Source organism: Legionella nagasakiensis (assembly GCF_900639915.1).
Taxonomy (GTDB): Bacteria; Pseudomonadota; Gammaproteobacteria; order Legionellales; family Legionellaceae; genus Legionella_A; species Legionella_A nagasakiensis.
Genome location: NZ_CAAAID010000003.1, coordinates 123,534 through 141,031, shown reverse-complemented (window position 1 = coordinate 141,031; position 17,498 = coordinate 123,534). Strand labels below are relative to the sequence as shown.

Here is a 17,498-nt window from a genome sequence, read left to right as displayed (position 1 = left end):
ATATGTACAAATTTACTGATGCAAATCCAATAAAACCAATACATTTTGACTTGATATTGAACATTTATGGCAATATAATAAGGTAATCTTTATTTTTATATTTTTATTATGCCACCAAGACGACCCGGGATACCTGTAAGACCTCTTAGTCCAATGCTGGAAGCATTTAAAACCATTACCAATAAAGATAGGTTGCCTAGTGAAAGGGAAATCCAATCATTTTTGCGCTTATCCCGAACTTCTTCGGAATCTGTTTTATTGGAATTATTTCAGCCCTGGGAACGATTGATTCAACATGACATTGTCCCGTCCACCAATTACCTGTTAATGCTGAGTCGTTTGCTGAAGTCTTTACAAGATTCCGGACAAACTGTGTTGGCAGAAAATGCATTAAAGAGATTACATAGTGACTTTCCTTCACTTGCTCCCAAGGAAGCTGGTCGGAGTAGCTTTATTTCACAGTCACTGGCTCATTTAAATAAAGTGATCAAGGAAAACAGCCGTTATCAACTGACGTTAGGATCGGTGTACGGTGCTCGAGCAGGGATTCTCGATCCCGGCGTGTTTCTTATATATCTTGATGGTGGTGCAGTTCATTATGCTGTTGTCAATTCTGATGGTGAACTCGAGCAGGGTTTGCTGAATGTGCCTGGTGTATACAAAGATGCGATCATTGAATGTCTAGCTAGTGGCCGTGGTGGTTTAAGTCAGGATGCCCTTAAGTCAATCTCTGATTTTATGGAAACCAAAAAATACTATGTAAAATTGGTATTATCGTCCCAGACTCATGGAAAAATCACGGCATCCATGATGGCAATGAATTACATGGAAGCTATTCCAGCCGATTCTAGGCAATTTAACAACCTTGCCAAGGGAGTGTGTGCTGGCATTGCAAATATCTATGCTGTTTCCAGTTTGTTGGATGAGCAGGAAAACTTTGAAGCGCGTATTGCCTTTATCGATCAATTTCCTTCTCAATTATTGATTGATTTAATAAGTCTTGCACAAACGAAAGCTCCGCGTACAGGTTCTCTTGATGGGTTGCCGGCTGTTCATACCGATTTGCTTGAAATGCAGCCATTTTTCGATTCTGTGATCGTGCATCAGAATTTTTCTGAAGTGTCGGAAACATTATTTGGCCGTACAGTATTACCTCGGCAGGAACTATTGGATTCATTTAAATACATGGTGCCGGCAGAATATGGCCGAAGAGGTATAACAGTAAGTAAAGTGTCTGGATTTGCAGGGGCCTATGATCAGGAAACGTTGACTCATGGCTATTTTGCACCCTTACAGGAAAATTTACGAGGCATCACTTATCCTGTTTCATTTCTACTCTCGAGTGTTAATCATAGGATTGCCGTAGTATATCATCCACACCATGGTTGGTCGTTTTGTGACGGTGGTCATGTCGAGCAATGTGGAGGTGATATTGAGAAACTGGCAGGTCTTGTGGTAGGTGCATTTTCTACCAATGGTCAGACTAGCTTTACTTCAGACGTTTATGTAAACAGCGAGCATGCGAGCAATTTAGAGCGTCGTTTTGAGCAAACCTGCCGCCATGTCTCTTTTCAAGCGCTACATCGTCTTACTGCAGACAAATTAACCACAAAAGACAGTTATGGCCATGACTTAGCCAAAATGTTTACTTTGGCTAACCGCAAAGATGGATTGATTAGAAATGTTATTCATCAATATTTGTCTGGTGAACCAAGAGAAGATAAAATTCAACAATTTCAGTACGCTGTCTGTATGGGGCATCTTAAGGAAGTGGAAGCATTGCTTGCCGATGTAGATGATGTGATTGATTTTCTTAAAACGCTTAAATTATCACTGACCATAGGAACCGTTGACATAGAACAACCCATTTTTGATTTGGCACTGCACTCTGAGCATGCTGCAGAGATGGTTGCTTTATTATTCAGGAAAATATTGGCAAGCAACCCGATGTTTTTTGCGTCTGGGGAGAATAGTCTGTGGGAGTCAGAAGCCAAGATTGTCACTGCATTCACTGAGCAAGACAGGCACTTACCTCTTGTACAACATTTATTAAGTCAGGAAGGAGAGAATCATACGTTGCTGATTGCTTGTACACGTCTGGCTCAGTCCCCGCGTATTATGCAAGCATGCATTGATTTTTATAAGCGGCTGCCTCCAAGCATTCCATTGCGTGAGGAAATGAGAGCAAGTTTATATCAACAATTGAGCAAATGCATGCTTGGCCAGAACGGTTTGGATGTGGCAAGAGTTATTCTGGCGAGCATGGGAGACACCATTGACCATCGTCAGTTGTTACCTGTTTTAAGTAACTTCTCTGACAAACGTAGGGCGTCCAGAATTTTTCGTTTCTATAAGGAAACGGATGCCTTAACGAATGCTATTGCAGAGAATGATTTTCGATTTTTATCGGAATTTGTTGCAGCCATACCAACAGATAGTATGAATGTTTCTTTGGCGCATGGAGAAACGTTGCTGTGTTTAATTGTGGAGCATGTTGAGAAAAATCAGCATCACTTTGATGTTTTACAAAGAGACGCTGCTCAACGCCTGATTTTACGACTTATTGAGAAAGGTGCGGCCCTTTATCCTAATCATCCAATTACCACTGAAATGAAAGCTTCTTTGCAGAGAGCTTCTTTAGATCAAATGATTGAGCGTTTGCGTTTAGTAATGCCGCAAACATCGGCTCCTCGAGCAGAAGCACCTCGTCAACAATTTCTCAGGGTATTGCGTTTAGCATCAAGTGCTTTGGATGAAAAAATGTTGACGCAAGCTATTAGGCGATTAAGGGCAGAACCACATTTGTATCCAAAAGCAGAGCTTGCCTTGCAATTGAAAGAGCGACTAAAGGCTTGTCTAAAAAAAATGCATGAACGGTATGTTGAGGCTCCTCAACACGTTGCTGTTTACGTGGATGAGTTGAAAGAGCAATTTCTCAGAGAACTCACGCATTCAGATTATGATGAATTACGAGAACTTCCAGGTTGGCCGGATCTTTTTGATGGATTAAGAGCTGTCATCAATGGTTCCTCACAGCGTTTAACTCAAGAATCTCCCCGTACAACTGAGGCATCCCATCGTCCAATTCGACATGCGCCACCCGGGGTTGATAAATTACCATCCAGAGCGACGGTCAAAAACCGCAACAAAGGTCATGGTTCTTTATTTCAGCCTCCATTGAGCGGTGCCGAATTACCGGATGAGGCAACTGCGATTGCTGCTGGAATACGGGATTCTGACATGGCATTACCAATGGTAACTCCTGTGACTGTAGAATCACCAATTGCTTCCGCCAAAAAAGAATCCGTAAATCGAGATGAGGTTAAAAGGCGATTTTTGGATTTTTTGAGCGACTTTGAAAAGACAATAGCCGAGCGCTTGGCGCCTAAGGTCCTGACTATCATAGCAATGGATCGAACTTCCATTGAAGCAACAGCGGCAACTGCTTTGCGAGATAATTTATATCGTCATATTCGTGATGCTCGTAGTCAGTGTGAATCTTTAAGAAACAATCCACTGGATATTGCAAGGGAATGGCAGCGTAAAAGCATCGAAGAAGTAAATGACACGAAATATAAGGGGCGTAGTGCGAAGCAAATATTAGGTGAGCTTCATGGCATGAAGGCTATTCTTGACACGCTCATCAGAGGCATTAATGCTCTTATTTATTATCTGTCAGGTAAAAATTGCACTCATTTTTTTGCGCGGCCAGAAACCCTTCTCCCTATGGATGCTTTGAATGGGTTAGATCAAGAGTTTAGTTCAGATGGATCGTTATTACCCAACCCCTCTAAAGGAGGGGTGTCAAAATAAAGAGATTGAGATACCAGCGAATGATCTCATTGCCATGAAACAAGGCAATCAGGCCTGCCAGACATAAAAAAGGGCCAAAAGGAATGGGCGTATCCCTTGTTTGCCTGGTTGCTTTTAAATATATGAGGCCTGTCAAGGCACCAAGTATTGAAGCGATGAGCAAAATAAAAGGTAATTGTATCCAGCCAAACCATGCGCCAAACGCTGCAAATAATTTGAAATCCCCTTGCCCCATGCCGATTTTACCTGTTAATAGGTAAAATAGCTTAATGAATAACCAAAGCACCAGATAGGCTCCTGCGGCGCTTAAAACAGCAACAGAGAGGGGAGTGAATAAAGCCTGGATATTTGCTATTAAACCAAGCCATAAAAGACTTAAACTTAAACCGTCTGGAATCAGTTGGTGCTGGAGATCAATAAAACAAATCACAATCAGCAACCAAATAAATAAAAGAGCAAATATCAAGGTAATGTTAAACCCGAAATACCAGGCTGCCAAAAGAGACAAAACGAGGCAAAGCGCTTCAACTAATGGATAACGACATGAAATTGGTTGACGACATGTCGCGCAGCGCCCACCTAAAAGACAATAGCTTACAAGTGGAATATTATGCCAAAATGGAATTTTGTTCTTACATTGCGGGCAGAAAGAGCGAGGGAAAAACAAATTTATTTTTTTGATGGGTGCTTCATCAGGCAACTGCAATAAGCTTCGGCATTGAGATGCCCATTCTTCGTGGAGCATTAGAGGAAGGCGATGGATGATGACATTTAACAGACTGCCGACTGCAAGAGAAAAGAATGCAAAAAAAACGTAAATGGTAACAGGGTAAATGGATATTAGTTGAGCAAGCATACAATTTATACCACAGAGCCAAGTTTAAAGATAGGTAAATACATCGCGACGACTAAACCACCTACCAAGATACCTAATATTGCCATGATTATAGGTTCTAATAAACTACTTAATGAATCTACGGCATTATCAACTTCTTCTTCAAAAAAATTAGCCACTTTAGTAAGCATCTGCTCCAATGCACCGGATTCTTCACCAATGGCTATCATTTGTATCACCATATTAGGAAATAAGCCGGTATTTTCCATGGCAACCTGCATTTGTTGCCCATTGGATACTTCTTCTCGGATTTTATCGGTGGCTTCTGCATATAAAATATTACCCGTTGCTCCTGATACGGACTTCAACGCTTCAACCAGGGGCAATCCAGCAGCAAACGTAATCGATAAAGTTCGAGAAAAACGCGCTATGGCTGCTTTTTCAAGGATGGTGCCAACGACAGGCATTTTCAACATATAGCGGTCAACCTGATGGGCAAAATTGGACGAATGATTACGCGCATAAATAAATCCATAAATGGCTGCACCGAGTAAGCCAAATAGAATATACCAATAAGCTTGAAAAAATTCTGAAAGACTAATGATTGCACGAGTTAATGCAGGAAGATCCGCGCCAAAACCTTCAAATAACGATTCAAATTGAGGTACAACAAAAATTAATAAGCCGGTAGTAACGAGGAATGCTACGACGATGACGGCCATAGGATAGGTTAACGCTTTTTTTATTTTCTTTTTAATGGTTTCAATTTTTTCTTTATAGGTGGCGACTTTATCGAGCATCACATCGAGAGAACCTGATTTTTCACCAGCATCGACAAGATTACAAAACAGTTCATTAAAAAAAGCAGGATGTTTTTTTAATGATTCGGCTAATGTTAAACCGGATTCTACGTCTTTCTTAATGGTTTCAATCAAATCTTTCATACGCTGATTACTTTGCCCTTTGGACACAATATCAAACGCTTGTATTAGAGGAATACCGGCTTCAATCATGGTTGCCAGCTGTCGGCTAAAGATTGTAATGTCGGCTTGTTTAATTTTTTTGCTTTTACCAAACAGAGGTTTTCTTTTTTTGATGATTTTTCGGGTAATAATTCCTTGCTTGCGTAACTCTATTTTGGCAATGGCAAGACTGCGGGCGTCAATGATGCCATTGAGTTTTTCGCCAGACTGATTAACGCCTTCCCACTGATAAGTGGTTGTGATATTTGTATTTTTAGCCATAGTATTCTTAATCCACCGTTACCCGATTAACCTCTTCAATTGTGGTAACACCTTCTTTGATTTTTTCAAGGCCGGATTGATAAATGGTAAGCATTCCATCGTTCTGCGCATGTTTGAGGATATCGAGAGAATTTCCTCCAGACATGATTAATCGGCCAAGATCTTTAGTCATAGGTAACACTTCAAATAAACCAATACGCCCTCGGTAGCCATTCGTACATTGATTACAGCCATTTGCTTTATAGGCATTCAGGGTATGGGCTTCAGCCTCTGAAAAACCAAGCTCCACTAAACTGGCAATCGTAAAATCATCACGGATGACCTTACAGTGTTCGCACAAGCGCCTAACCAGACGTTGAGCGATGATCAAACTCACTGAACTTGCAATATTGAAAGAGGGGATGCCCATGTTTACCAGGCGAGTCAATGTTTCAGCGGCACTGTTAGTATGTAATGTGGATAAAACTAGATGGCCGGTTTGTGCTGCTTTGATTGCTATTTCGGCGGTTTCTAAATCGCGTATCTCGCCAACCATGATAATGTCTGGATCTTGACGTAAAAAAGCGCGTAGAGCCCCAGAAAAAGTAAGTCCTGCCTTAGGATTGATATTCACTTGATTGATGCCAGAAACTTTGATTTCCACTGGATCTTCAGCGGTTGAAATATTATGTTCAGTCGTATTGAGTTCGTTTAAAGCAGAATAAAGCGTTACTGTTTTACCACTACCAGTAGGGCCAGTAACCAGGATCATGCCTTGCGGGCGTTGAATAGCTTGTAAAAAATGCTCTTTTTGTTTAGGGCTAAATCCCAGTGATTCAACACCAAGTTTGGTTGAGCCTGGGTCAAGAATTCTCATGACTACTTTTTCACCTGCAATGGTTGGACAAGTGCTTACTCGGAAATCAACGGAACGAGTTGGCGATAATTTCATCTTAAAACGACCATCCTGGGGAATGCGACGCTCAGAAATATCCAGATTTGACATAACCTTAATGCGTGCGGAAATACGAGCTGCTAGACTGATTGGTGGTGCTGTGACTTCATTTAAAATGCCATCCTGTCGATACCGAATGCGGTAACTGCGCTCATAAGGCTCAAAATGAATATCAGAAGCGCTTTTTTTTATGGCTTCAACAATAATTCTGTTTACAAATTTTACGATAGGCGCATCTTCACTGGACAAGCCTGAAGTATCTGCCTCATTTTCATCTTCATCAGTACTGAATTCTAGACCATCAATATCCCTCGTTTCTTCAAAATAAGAGGCTAATCCCTGACTTTCTTTTTCGTGAATTAATTTGTCAATTAATTCATTTAATTTATCTGTTTCGACTACTAATGGCGTGGCATGCAACCCCGTATGAAATTGGATTTCTTTTAGTGAAGCATGTTTACTTGGATCGTCAATCGCTATATATAGCTGCTTGCCGCGATTGAAAAGTGGCACAAGTCCATGGCGTTGAATTAATTTATCACTAACCAAGGTGGTGGGTATTGCATCGATATCAATACAATCGAGATCAAGGACAGGAACCCCAAAGTTTTGAGCAACTGACAAGGCAATCTGTTTGGCTGAAATAATATTGCTATTTACCAAGTATTGTTGAAGGCTTTGTTTATTGCTTATCGCAATTTGCTGATATTTCAAAGCATTATCTTTATCAAGTAAATTTTCTTGAACTAAAAGCTGCGCAATGCCTTGCAAATGCTCTTCTGGCACAAAGGACATAATCAATTAACCTTATTAACTCTATGATAACTATAGACAAAAAAAGTGGTTATTGCATCATAACTTCCCATTCATTGTGAGAATAACCACTTATGCCGGTGGCATGCCATTAAATGTAAATGGTATAGTAGAATAACATTTATTTATGTAGGGTTAATCTTGGCATTGGAAGAGCAGGCAATTAAATATCGTTCACTTGATGATTGGTTTCAAACGCCACAAGGGATTAGGGTATCCTTGGCTTTTGCTTCTGAACTGAAAAATTTTTGCGAACAATTAACAGGCGAGACTTTATTACAATTAGGAAGTGGGGGGGAAAATCTCTGGTTGCCTTCATTACGTTTTCAGCACAAATGGATTGTCACTCCCTATATTGATGCGCAAAAGGCTTCTCTAAATGCCCCGCTGAATGGATTGCCTATTGATAGAAATAGCGTTGACTGCATTATTGCGCCTCTAATTATGGAAGCATTTCAGCGCGATAAAAATCCTTTGGATGAAATCGATCGTATTTTGAAATCTATGGGATATATTATATTTTTTGGCATCAATCCTTGGAGTTTTTGGGGTGTTTCATTAAAATGGGGACATTTGGCATGTTTTGGGCGCCTGCCAGCAAACTTAACTTCATCTTTTTCCGTAAAACGTACTTTGTTGCATCGTGGCTATAGTCAATACGTGCATACCAGCTTTTATTATGTGCCACCTGTTATCCAGGAAAATTTATTAAGAAAATTGGAATTTTTTAATGAGATGGGGAAAATGATTTGGCCATTTCCTGCCGGTTTTTATTGTCTTATTCTGCAAAAGCAGCAATCTTGTTCTCCTTCGGCATTATTGGACGCGGTTGAGGAGGAACGATTGCTTGAGTGTAAACCGTCCCTACCCGTGGTAGGTCAATTGCACAAACAGATCCTAATTTTTTAACGAAAATATCTTTAACTTATTGGGATAGATGTTTGAATACTGTCCTTATGTTTTTGTATACTATGTACCTTTTATTTTCCGGCTTATTCCATGACAAAAAAAACGCTTTATCGTATCACTTTTTCTCACTTAGATGCGATTTATGAAATCTATGCGCGTAAAGTGTGTGAAAGTGATATGTTTGGTTTTCTCGAGGTTGAAGATTTTGTTTTTGGAGAAACAACTTCTCTCGTTGTTGACCCTGCGGAAGAGCGTTTAAAAATTGAGTTTAATGGCATACAACGTACGTTTATCCCTATGCACTCTGTGTTTCGTATTGATGAAGTCAATAAAAGAGGTGTCGCTAAGGTGCGAGACAAATCATCAGATTCTAGTAAAATAAGCATGTTCCCTGTGCGAGGCAAGCCACAAGAATGATTAACCACTATCCCGGAAACCAAATGACTATACCAAATAAAATTCAAACTGTGTATAAACGTTCTTCTTGTCTTTATACGACGGAAGAGGTTGAAACTGCTTTAGACCGAATGGCCGTTGATATCCGGCAAGTGTTACATGATAAAAATCCCGTTATTATCTGTGTCATGATTGGTGGATTGGTTCCTATGGGTAATTTGTTGCCACGGCTTGATTTCCCATTGGAAGTAGACTATGTGCACGCGACTCGTTACCGTGGAGAAATAAGCGGTGGAGAGTTACATTGGAAAGTTAGACCCACCTCGAATTTACAGGGTCGGACAGTATTGGTTGTCGATGATATTTTAGATGGAGGGGTAACGCTTGCCGCCATTCTTGCTGAAATTAAAACTATGGGTGCGGCGCAAGTCTACAGTGCTGTATTGGTGGACAAGCATCATAAACGAGTAGACAACGGTTTGGAAAAGGCCGATTTTGTTGGGTTACGTGTCGATGATCATTACATTTTTGGTTATGGTATGGATTATAAGGAATATTTACGCAATGCGCCGGGTATATTTATTGTCGCGCCTGAGGATGAATAAAGGCTGTTGACCATTGAATTATTACATAAGCTAACAAAATATCTACGTGTCGTGGCTTGTCCCTGAATCTTATGCACATCCGGTCAAGCTCTACTCTCCGACGTCCCGCAGCTTGTTCGCGGGCGCGTAGAAAGAAAAAGCCGGGCCTCGTGTTTACTTAGATTATCTTTTTGGATGTGGGAAATTGGTTTAATGCCGTAGAGAGTTCTTTATATAATTCCGGCAACCATCTTGGTTGCGCAAATGTTGAGGTTGCAGGCTTTCCTCGGCGTAAATCATTTGGAGCAATGATCACTTTGACGTGGTTTAAACCAACACGACGTACCAATAAAAATAATTGATCAATTGCTTTATCGCCAACAGCAAGACAACCAACAGAAGAAGATTTCCCATGTAGGAAAATGTTACCTCCAAGTCTTGCGCGTCCATCCTTGCTGGCCTGAAGTCGATCAAAATAGTTTGGATAATCAATCATCATGGATAAATGATGCGCGCTGAATGGATTGAAAGACGTTAAATGATAAATGCCTTCAGGGATCTGAAGATCATGCTCCTTGAGCTTCGGTCCTAAACGCCCACTAAACGCCGTTAAGGGGTAGGTATGTATATAATGCCATCGTGTGTTTTCGTTTTTTGCCCATAATTCTATATATCGTTCTTTTTTAAAAGCCAATAAAGCAATATTTTGGGGTGGATAATCGACACCACCTTTGGCAAATAAGGCTTTTAAATGAGGCTCTGTTTGTAATCCATAGCGATTGACGGCATTATCAATTGCTTTATTCAGATTAACTTTTGGTGCCATCCCATGTATAAACGAATGGTAGGACAAAAAAAGAATAAGAAACAAATAGCGCATATTACTATCTACAGCTGAACTTTCGTGGATATAGTATCAAAAACAATTTAGTAGGACAATTTATAATCATAATAGTATTTTACGGTTCTCAGACTTTTATCTCTATGCTTTGCTGCAATTCATTCCAGTGGCTGCACCAGTTGTCGGCTTAAAAAATCAGGCGTAACATCCAGGTGGCCTACCGATGGAATAAATCCATAATGATTGGGACATAGATAACTTACTTTGCCATTTTTATCAATCTTATAAAATACATAACGGTAGGAACAATAGGCAGGTGGATTGAAGGAGGCAACTTGCATGAGTGCGGTTCCTTGCAGCCTGTTTGCAATAAATCGGGCATTTATCCAGAGGTTAATCAGTAAAAGAGTGCTGCCGGTCGCTAATAAGGCAAAAACAAGCCCAATTGAAGAGCGGAGATACTTTTTGTGAAATATCGGTGTATGGAGTATCCAATACAATAATGCACTGAGCATAGTCAATAGAGTTATCGTATAAAGCAAAGCTTTTTGATAGTCAAAATAGGTACCAAGTATTTCTCCACCAGCGCTTTGATATTGTAAATAAAGAGAGACAAGGGATAACCAAAGTGCAATTAACACGTAACGGGCATGTCGTTTGATCAGGCCGAGGGCCAGTATAACTAAGGACAATAAAGGAAGTATGTAATACGTTACACTGGCTAATGCATTCATAGCACGAATCTCTCATGACATGGCGAATTAAGGTTTATTTTATATCATCAAAATTGGGTTATCACCAGTATAGGTGGCTATTTCAAGTTAAGAAAAAAAGAATGCCATGGTTTGCTCAAACTTATTTTATGTGCATCATTTAAGGTTTTTTATTAGGTTCGTTCAGGCCTAGTGGTTCTTTAATGAAAAGCAATTCAGGTGAAACAGCATAAGGGAGTATTTTTATTCGTTTATCTTGTAGCATAATGCGATTAAACATGAAACCATCTAAAGCTGGTAAAATGTGTTCAAAAGGATCTGATGTGCTGATTTTATGAGAATATTGAGTTAATTTGTTTTTTTTACGTGAGAGATGGGGATGAATGCTGCCTAGCCAGATTGGCTGCCGGTAGTTAAGTAAATGATAATTTGAGCGCCATAATCTCAGTATCAGAATAGGTTTGTCCTTGTCAGGGTTATAAGTCATCACCAAGACTGGTTTTTTATTTTGATACAATTGTGCCATTAATGGCAATTCGTCTTGCGAACTTTGACCACCAGCCCGAATAAGCAATGAATATAAAAATGAGCTGGATTGCTTTTTCCATCCATAAGCTCCTAATGCTTGCTCAAGCGTCTCTATGGATCCGGCATATTGAATGTTAAATATCCCTGTACGTTGACCAATACGGTTGGTTGTATATAAAGGAAGTAAAAGGCGATTTTGATGCCACCAGACTTTATCCGTTAACATGTATTGCTTAAGGTAAGGATGGTGTGCGTTGATAAGCTTTTTATAGTAAAGCAGGTAAGAAGTTACCGCGGCTAGCAACAATAGCAAACAAGAAAATACAATGGGCAGTTGCGAATGTCCAATGGTTGGATACTTGCGTCGATAAAAGATCCAGTGACCAAGACAAATCGTTAGGCCGATAAAGTAGGCGCCCATAACATTACTTATCCAGTTATCTCCTAGATAAATAGAGCCTAATCCACTAAAAATTAGTAGCAAAAGCAGAACAATGCGAATGGTTAAAGTCAACGTTGTACGATATCGTGTACTGATGTACAACATTAAAAATCCAAAGAGCGTGGTAGCAAAGGTCAGAGTGAGCGCGGGATAAAATAAATCAGCTTGATGTTTTAATAAATTTTCTGGTTTGGGAACTTGAATTGTAATGGCAAGTAACGTAGTAATGACTGTGCACAAGAATCCAAGACTTAACCAATATTTTAAAGTGCGCCAATCACGATGATAAATTAAATAAATTGGGATTGATAAGAACAATGTTAATAAAGAAAGCGGATGAATAAATAGGCTGATAACAATAAAAAAAGCATCAAACGATTGAGTCCGTAAACTTTGTAAAAAATGATATATTGGTTCATTAATGATTGTTACCCAGGTTTCTTGAAAAGCCAGAACAGTCACGATAAGGGAGAGAAGAAACGTCAATAAACATAAAAAAATTAACGCGGCAGTTGGATAGTAATTGGTTTCATGTGGTGGTGTTAATATCTGAATATAATGGGCCATCCGTGGGTGGCTTTTAGACCATGTCCAGAATCGATGTAGATGAATGCGCAACATAAGATTAAGGTGTTTAAGAACCCATTTCATTGAAATGGTAAGCAGCCAGATCAAGATGAGTAAAATAAGAATGACTATAAAAAGCCGGCTTGCCGTTTCTGCCGAGAGTTCACTGCTGGCAGCACCGATTAATATACCTGGCATGACATAAAGGATTGACCAGCCAATGGCTGAAATGACGTTTGCCACCAGAAAATGCCAACGGTTCATATGCATCATACCAGCTATCACGGGAATGATAGAACGCAATGGACCTACAAACCGTCCTACTAATACACTTTTCCCCCCATGTTTTGCAAAATAATCTTTTCCATAATGCAGCCAATTGGGATAACGACTAAACGGCCATATATTGGTTATTCGGTTCCTGAATGTATAGCCTATAAAGTAACTGGCGCTGTCACCAGCAACAGCACCTAAAGAGGCTGCCAGTAGGGTCAGATCAATACGCATGATTCCGGAACCAGCAAGAATACCAATAGCTGTCATTGTTACTGAGCCTGGAATAATACTGCCGATGATTGCAAGAGACTCACTAAAAGAAATTAAAAAGGTAATAAACAATGCCCAATTTGGATTGGCATAGATCCAGGTTGTTAATGGTTGCAAATAATCCGAAAATAGATGCATGGTTTCTCAATGTTCAAATAGCGTTAAAAAATTTTGAATGAATTTTTGGCTGACCTCTTTAATATGAATCGTCGGCACAAAGTCCTGGATTTGGGTCATCTGCATTTTTGCATATCCGCATGGATTTATACCAGAGAATGGCTCTAGATTCATAGCGACATTGAGTGCTATTCCATGATAGGTACAGCCATTTTTAACACGTAATCCAATAGATGCAATTTTTTTCTCATGCACATATACACCAGGAGCACCGCATTGGGTTTGAGCGTTAATATTATAGTTTTTTAATACGTTAATCAGAACTTGTTCTAATTGAGATACCAATGAACGAATACCGAGATGGCGCCGTCGTATGTCCATAAGTACATAGGCCACTAATTGTCCTGGCCCATGATAAGTGACTTGGCCTCCCCTGTCGCTTTGAACAATGGGAATGGTTTGAGAATTTAGTATATGTTCTGCTTTTCCCGCTTGTCCCAGAGTATAAACAGGTGGGTGCTGAAGCAGCCAAAGTTCGTCTTCGGTTGCTTCATGGCGTTTAAGTGTAAATTGTTTCATTGCATCCCATACATCGTTGTAGGGTTGAATCCCAAGATGGTGAATGGCGATCATTACAACACCATTTTAATATCAGGATGACGAGTTAATTCCATATAAAGTGCGTCCAGGGTAATTTGATCCTGTGCATAAACAATAATCGTTATGGAAAGATAGTTTCCTTGTTGGCTGGGTTGAGTGCTGATGGATTTATTCTCAAGGGCTGGAAAGTGTTTTCGGGCGATAGTGATTATTTCAGAAACGAACATTTCTTTATTGATTCCAATGACTTTAATAGGAAAATCACATGGAAATTGTAGGAGCGTTTTATCTTTCTTCATGGTTTTGCTTTATTAATTGCTGGAATTTTGCTTCTAATTGTTGCCAGTATTTTCCTCCATATCCGCTTCCTATGGTTTTGTTGTTTATGCGGGTTATAGGAAAAATTTCTTTCGTTGTACTGGTCAACCAGACCTCTTGGGCATTAAGTAGATTGTCTTCACTTATTATTTTTTCTGCTAATGGCCAGTTTAATTCAGTGATTAATTCTATCACTATTTCACGAGTAATGCCGGGAAGACACAGGTTATTTTTGAGAGGAGTACAAATAGTGCCATCAGCATCAACGATAAAAACATTACTGGTGCTACCTTCTGTAACAAAGCCATCGCGTGTAAGAATTGCAGTTTGAGCACCGGCTGAAACTGCTTCATCATTGAGAAGTATGTTGGCAAGCATTGAAGTGGTTTTAATATTGCATCTTAGCCAGCGAATGTCATTGACTAAATAAGCGTGTATACCAACCTTTTTCTCAGCGTAAGTCGGATAGGGCACATGTAAAGTAAAAGCGATAATGGTAGGTGCTGGATTTTTTGGTAAATCATGATGGCGCTTTCCCTGATTACCACGGGTAATTTGTAAATAGATTTGCATATCACCTGAGCCATTCCGTTTAATCAGCTCTTGAAAAATCATTTGCCAATCTATAGAAGGCATGGTCATTTTTATATTTTTTAAGCTTAATGCAAGGCGAGCCATATGCCTTGCAAAGAAATATACTTTTCCCTGGTAAACAGGGATAACTTCATAAACACTGTCTCCAAAGAGAAAACCACGATCAAAAACAGAAATTTTTGCCTTGGAAGCAGTGACATATTCCTCATTGATATAGACGATTGGTTCCATAATAAGTGCACGTATCAATTAGGAACCAAACCAACGTTTAAACGTTAAGCGTACGCTGTCTTTTACACGTGTAAAAAAGCCGCCTTTAGGGACTGTTTGCAGGGCATACAGAGGCTGGGTAACAATGATTTTATCATCAAATTGAACTAACAATTCACCAACTTCGTCGCCTTTTTTGATTGGGGCTTGTAAATGTTTTGGAATGCGAGTATTGACACTTAAGCGCTGATATTGACCTTCTGGGATGGTAACAAATTGATCTTTTAGGAGACCAACAGTAACTTTATCGGTTTTCCCTTTGTATAAAGGAAGCTCTGCAATTCTCTTGCCAGCTTGATATAAGGTATGTGTTTCATAGAAACGAAATCCATAATTGAGCAAACGTTCACTGTCATCTGCCCTTGATTTTTCATTCGGTGAGCCAAGTACAACAGCGAGCAGGCGCATGTTGTTACGCTTTGCCGATGAAACCAGGCAATAACCTGCCTCATTTGTATGGCCTGTTTTGATTCCATCAACTTGATTGTCTCGCCACAAAAGCCGGTTGCGATTTGGTTGGCGGATTCCATTGAACGTAAACCATTTCTGCCTGTATAAGTGATAATATTGTGGAAAGTCATTCACAATAGCTCGACCAAGTATCGCTAAATCTTTCGCAGTGGTGTAAAGCTCTTTATCAGGCAGGCCGGTACTATCAGTGAAGTGGCTGTTTTTCATTCCTAAGTTGTTCGCTTGATGATTCATAATATCAGCGAATGCCTGTTCGCTACCCCCTAAGTACTCAGCCATGGCAACACAAGCGTCATTGCCAGAATCGACAATAATTCCTTTTATGAGATCGCCAACACTGACTTGCTGCCCTTCTTTAACAAACATGCGAGAACCACCCGTTTTCCATGCCTGCTCACTGATGCGTACATTATCTTTAAGATGAATTTGCCCGTTGCGTAATGCATTTGAGATAACATAAAGCGTCATCATTTTTGTTAAACTGGCCGGTGGCAGTTTTTCTTCACTGTTTTTTTCAGCCAGAATTTTTCCACTGTTAACATCAATAAGAATGTAAGCCTTGGCGTTCAAGGTAGGCGGAGCAGGGGTAATAAGAGGGCTGTTGTGAACGGCATTGGTATCGGGCTGAGTTAATCCTTGCGATAAAGGAGGATTAGCATAAAAAATAGCAGAGTAGATTAATAAGTGGATGAACAATACGGTTTTTATTAGAAAAAGAGATGGTTTGCTCATGTCGTTACCCAAGATTAAAAAATGGGATCATCTTATCACAGCCTTGAGCTCCCAACCAAATGACAAAATTGCATTTTTGAATAGAGAATCTTACTAAAATTTCGTAAGAAACAAAAAACAAGCCATTGGGGCAAAATAAATGGTTGCTTGAGGTGAATATCTGTCTTATTGAATAAATTTAAGAGATTATTTTTGATAATATGTTTGTTTTTTTATTTCCTAAAATAACGTTAGGGCATTCCTAATATTTCTTAGTTCAAATGTGCTTTTGTGTCCCTCGCTTTTTTATTGCGCGCAGGTATATAGTATGGTTAGGTAAAGAGCTGTTGCGCTAATAAGCGCTATAATTAATCGTAGGCAGAGTTAAATGATGAGGCTTTTATTATTGTTCATGATGGTGTTACTAACGGGCTGTCAACAAAAAATGATGACAAGGGACGTCGAGGCAGTACTGCAGAAGAAAAATAATCCGAGTAAACTTTCTGATGGTTCACATAAGCACACCATTGAAAAGATAACTCATAAAGACATGAATGAGAATCGTGATGGACCTCCTGCTGGTCCTCTTCCTGTGTCGTTTGCTGAAGTAAAACCAACAACAGAGCCATTGAGTCGTTATGGAAATCGGGGAGCCTATGAGGTAAATGGCCGAACTTATGAGGTGATGACGACAGCAAGTGGCTATCGAGCTCGTGGCTTGGCTTCTTGGTATGGGACTAAATTTCATCGCAAACGAACATCAAGTGGTGAAGATTATGATTTGTATGGATTGACGGCTGCTCATAAAACATTACCGTTACCAACGTATGTAAAAGTTAAAAATTTAAAAAATGGGCGGGAAGCCATTGTTAAAGTCAATGATAGAGGGCCCTTTCACGCCGACAGATTGATCGATTTATCCTATGGCGCGGCTGTGAAGTTGGGTTTATTACCTGAAGGTACGGCGCCCGTTGAAATTGAAGCGTTAACAACCAATGGACCAAAGGGGCAGGTGGCGCATTATTATCTGCAAGCCGGCGCTTTTTCCTCTAGGGATTACGCGCAGTCATTACAGAATAAATTAGCAAAATTAACGCCATCACCTGTTTTTATTGAACCATACCAGCTTTATTACCTAGTAAAAGCAGGACCATTTGCGAACAAAAAAATGGCCGATGATTTAAAGATGATATTGGTAAAAAATGGCGTTACCGGTGCTTTTTCAGTGTTACAGTAATTTGTTTTTAAAGGA

The 17,498-nt window shown here is 39.8% G+C and carries 15 protein-coding genes; 5 read left to right on the top strand and 10 right to left on the bottom strand.

Annotated elements, in window-relative coordinates:
- Window positions 1-108 precede the first annotated feature (108 nt).
- The gene (locus tag E1O52_RS03605; RefSeq protein WP_165474694.1) at window positions 109-3,813 is read left to right on the top strand and encodes a hypothetical protein; all 3,705 of its coding nucleotides are present in this window, start codon (window positions 109-111) and stop codon (window positions 3,811-3,813) included.
- On the opposite strand, the gene E1O52_RS03600 is transcribed toward E1O52_RS03605, so the two are convergent.
- Genes E1O52_RS03600 through pilB form a run of 3 tightly spaced genes read right to left on the bottom strand, consistent with a single transcriptional unit; the run spans window position 3,791 to window position 7,621 of the window.
- Window positions 3,791-4,669 (bottom strand): prepilin peptidase, encoded by an 879-nt coding sequence (locus E1O52_RS03600; RefSeq protein ID WP_133127339.1) that lies wholly within the window; start codon window positions 4,667-4,669, stop codon window positions 3,791-3,793. The genes E1O52_RS03605 and E1O52_RS03600 overlap by 23 nt on opposite strands.
- A 5-nt stretch (window positions 4,670-4,674) precedes the next feature.
- Window positions 4,675-5,892 (bottom strand): type II secretion system F family protein, encoded by a 1,218-nt coding sequence (locus tag E1O52_RS03595; protein ID WP_133127338.1) that lies wholly within the window; start codon window positions 5,890-5,892, stop codon window positions 4,675-4,677.
- 7 nt (window positions 5,893-5,899) lie between these two features.
- Window positions 5,900-7,621, bottom strand: coding sequence for a type IV-A pilus assembly ATPase PilB (gene pilB, locus E1O52_RS03590; RefSeq protein ID WP_133127337.1), 1,722 nt, complete (start codon window positions 7,619-7,621; stop codon window positions 5,900-5,902).
- Between the two features lie 159 nt (window positions 7,622-7,780).
- Here pilB and E1O52_RS03585 point away from each other — a divergent pair, with 159 nt between their 5' ends.
- From E1O52_RS03585 to E1O52_RS03575, 3 genes are all read left to right on the top strand, one after another.
- On the top strand, window positions 7,781-8,548 hold the full coding sequence (locus E1O52_RS03585; RefSeq protein ID WP_133127336.1) for a methyltransferase: 768 nt from the start codon (window positions 7,781-7,783) through the stop codon (window positions 8,546-8,548).
- 90 nt (window positions 8,549-8,638) lie between these two features.
- Window positions 8,639-8,965: a DUF1820 family protein gene (locus tag E1O52_RS03580; protein WP_133127335.1), complete on the top strand. Its 327-nt coding sequence runs from the start codon at window positions 8,639-8,641 to the stop codon at window positions 8,963-8,965.
- Window positions 8,966-8,988: 23 nt separating this feature from the next.
- Window positions 8,989-9,549 carry a hypoxanthine-guanine phosphoribosyltransferase gene (locus tag E1O52_RS03575; protein ID WP_133127334.1) on the top strand — a complete coding sequence of 187 codons (561 nt, stop codon included), beginning with the start codon at window positions 8,989-8,991 and terminating at the stop codon, window positions 9,547-9,549.
- Window positions 9,550-9,706: 157 nt separating this feature from the next.
- On the opposite strand, the gene E1O52_RS03570 is transcribed toward E1O52_RS03575, so the two are convergent.
- The 7 genes from E1O52_RS03570 to E1O52_RS03540 all read right to left on the bottom strand — a co-directional run bounded on the left by E1O52_RS03570 (window position 9,707) and on the right by E1O52_RS03540 (window position 16,267).
- The gene (locus tag E1O52_RS03570; protein ID WP_133127333.1) at window positions 9,707-10,408 is read right to left on the bottom strand and encodes a L,D-transpeptidase family protein; all 702 of its coding nucleotides are present in this window, start codon (window positions 10,406-10,408) and stop codon (window positions 9,707-9,709) included.
- A gap of 119 nt (window positions 10,409-10,527) precedes the next feature.
- A complete protein-coding gene (locus E1O52_RS03565) occupies window positions 10,528-11,103 on the bottom strand; it encodes a type I secretion system protein LssZ (RefSeq protein ID WP_133127332.1) in 576 nt (191 codons plus the stop codon).
- Between the two features lie 139 nt (window positions 11,104-11,242).
- Entirely contained in the window at window positions 11,243-13,303 is a 2,061-nt protein-coding gene (locus E1O52_RS03560) for a VTT domain-containing protein (protein WP_133127331.1), read from the bottom strand.
- 6 nt (window positions 13,304-13,309) lie between these two features.
- Window positions 13,310-13,912 (bottom strand): lipoyl(octanoyl) transferase LipB, encoded by a 603-nt coding sequence (gene lipB / locus E1O52_RS03555; protein WP_165474703.1) that lies wholly within the window; start codon window positions 13,910-13,912, stop codon window positions 13,310-13,312.
- Window positions 13,913-13,914: 2 nt separating this feature from the next.
- A complete protein-coding gene (locus E1O52_RS03550) occupies window positions 13,915-14,181 on the bottom strand; it encodes an HP0495 family protein (RefSeq protein WP_133127329.1) in 267 nt (88 codons plus the stop codon).
- Entirely contained in the window at window positions 14,168-15,025 is an 858-nt protein-coding gene (locus E1O52_RS03545; protein ID WP_133127328.1) for a D-amino acid aminotransferase, read from the bottom strand. The genes E1O52_RS03550 and E1O52_RS03545 overlap by 14 nt, the downstream gene beginning before the upstream one ends.
- Before the next feature lie 18 nt (window positions 15,026-15,043).
- Window positions 15,044-16,267: a D-alanyl-D-alanine carboxypeptidase family protein gene (locus tag E1O52_RS03540; RefSeq protein ID WP_133127327.1), complete on the bottom strand. Its 1,224-nt coding sequence runs from the start codon at window positions 16,265-16,267 to the stop codon at window positions 15,044-15,046.
- Between the two features lie 367 nt (window positions 16,268-16,634).
- On the opposite strand from E1O52_RS03540, the gene E1O52_RS03535 reads away from it, so the two are divergent.
- A complete protein-coding gene (locus E1O52_RS03535; protein WP_423202705.1) occupies window positions 16,635-17,483 on the top strand; it encodes a septal ring lytic transglycosylase RlpA family protein in 849 nt (282 codons plus the stop codon).
- The last annotated feature ends 15 nt before the right edge of the window (window positions 17,484-17,498 follow it).

Excerpts from the sequence above, each read along its gene's own strand:
- E1O52_RS03580 (WP_133127335.1), top strand. The coding sequence starts at position 8,639 with ATGACAAAAAAAACGCTTTATCGTATCACTTTTTCTCACTTAGATGCG.
- E1O52_RS03545 (WP_133127328.1), bottom strand. The coding sequence starts at position 15,025 with ATGGAACCAATCGTCTATATCAATGAGGAATATGTCACTGCTTCCAAG.
- E1O52_RS03575 (WP_133127334.1), top strand. The coding sequence starts at position 8,989 with ATGACTATACCAAATAAAATTCAAACTGTGTATAAACGTTCTTCTTGT.
- E1O52_RS03540 (WP_133127327.1), bottom strand. The coding sequence starts at position 16,267 with ATGAGCAAACCATCTCTTTTTCTAATAAAAACCGTATTGTTCATCCAC.
- E1O52_RS03570 (WP_133127333.1), bottom strand. The coding sequence starts at position 10,408 with ATGCGCTATTTGTTTCTTATTCTTTTTTTGTCCTACCATTCGTTTATA.
- E1O52_RS03605 (WP_165474694.1), top strand. The coding sequence starts at position 109 with ATGCCACCAAGACGACCCGGGATACCTGTAAGACCTCTTAGTCCAATG.
- E1O52_RS03600 (WP_133127339.1), bottom strand. The coding sequence starts at position 4,669 with ATGCTTGCTCAACTAATATCCATTTACCCTGTTACCATTTACGTTTTT.
- pilB (WP_133127337.1), bottom strand. The coding sequence starts at position 7,621 with ATGTCCTTTGTGCCAGAAGAGCATTTGCAAGGCATTGCGCAGCTTTTA.
- E1O52_RS03560 (WP_133127331.1), bottom strand. The coding sequence starts at position 13,303 with ATGCATCTATTTTCGGATTATTTGCAACCATTAACAACCTGGATCTAT.
- E1O52_RS03595 (WP_133127338.1), bottom strand. The coding sequence starts at position 5,892 with ATGGCTAAAAATACAAATATCACAACCACTTATCAGTGGGAAGGCGTT.
- E1O52_RS03550 (WP_133127329.1), bottom strand. The coding sequence starts at position 14,181 with ATGAAGAAAGATAAAACGCTCCTACAATTTCCATGTGATTTTCCTATT.
- E1O52_RS03535 (WP_423202705.1), top strand. The coding sequence starts at position 16,635 with ATGATGAGGCTTTTATTATTGTTCATGATGGTGTTACTAACGGGCTGT.
- E1O52_RS03565 (WP_133127332.1), bottom strand. The coding sequence starts at position 11,103 with ATGAATGCATTAGCCAGTGTAACGTATTACATACTTCCTTTATTGTCC.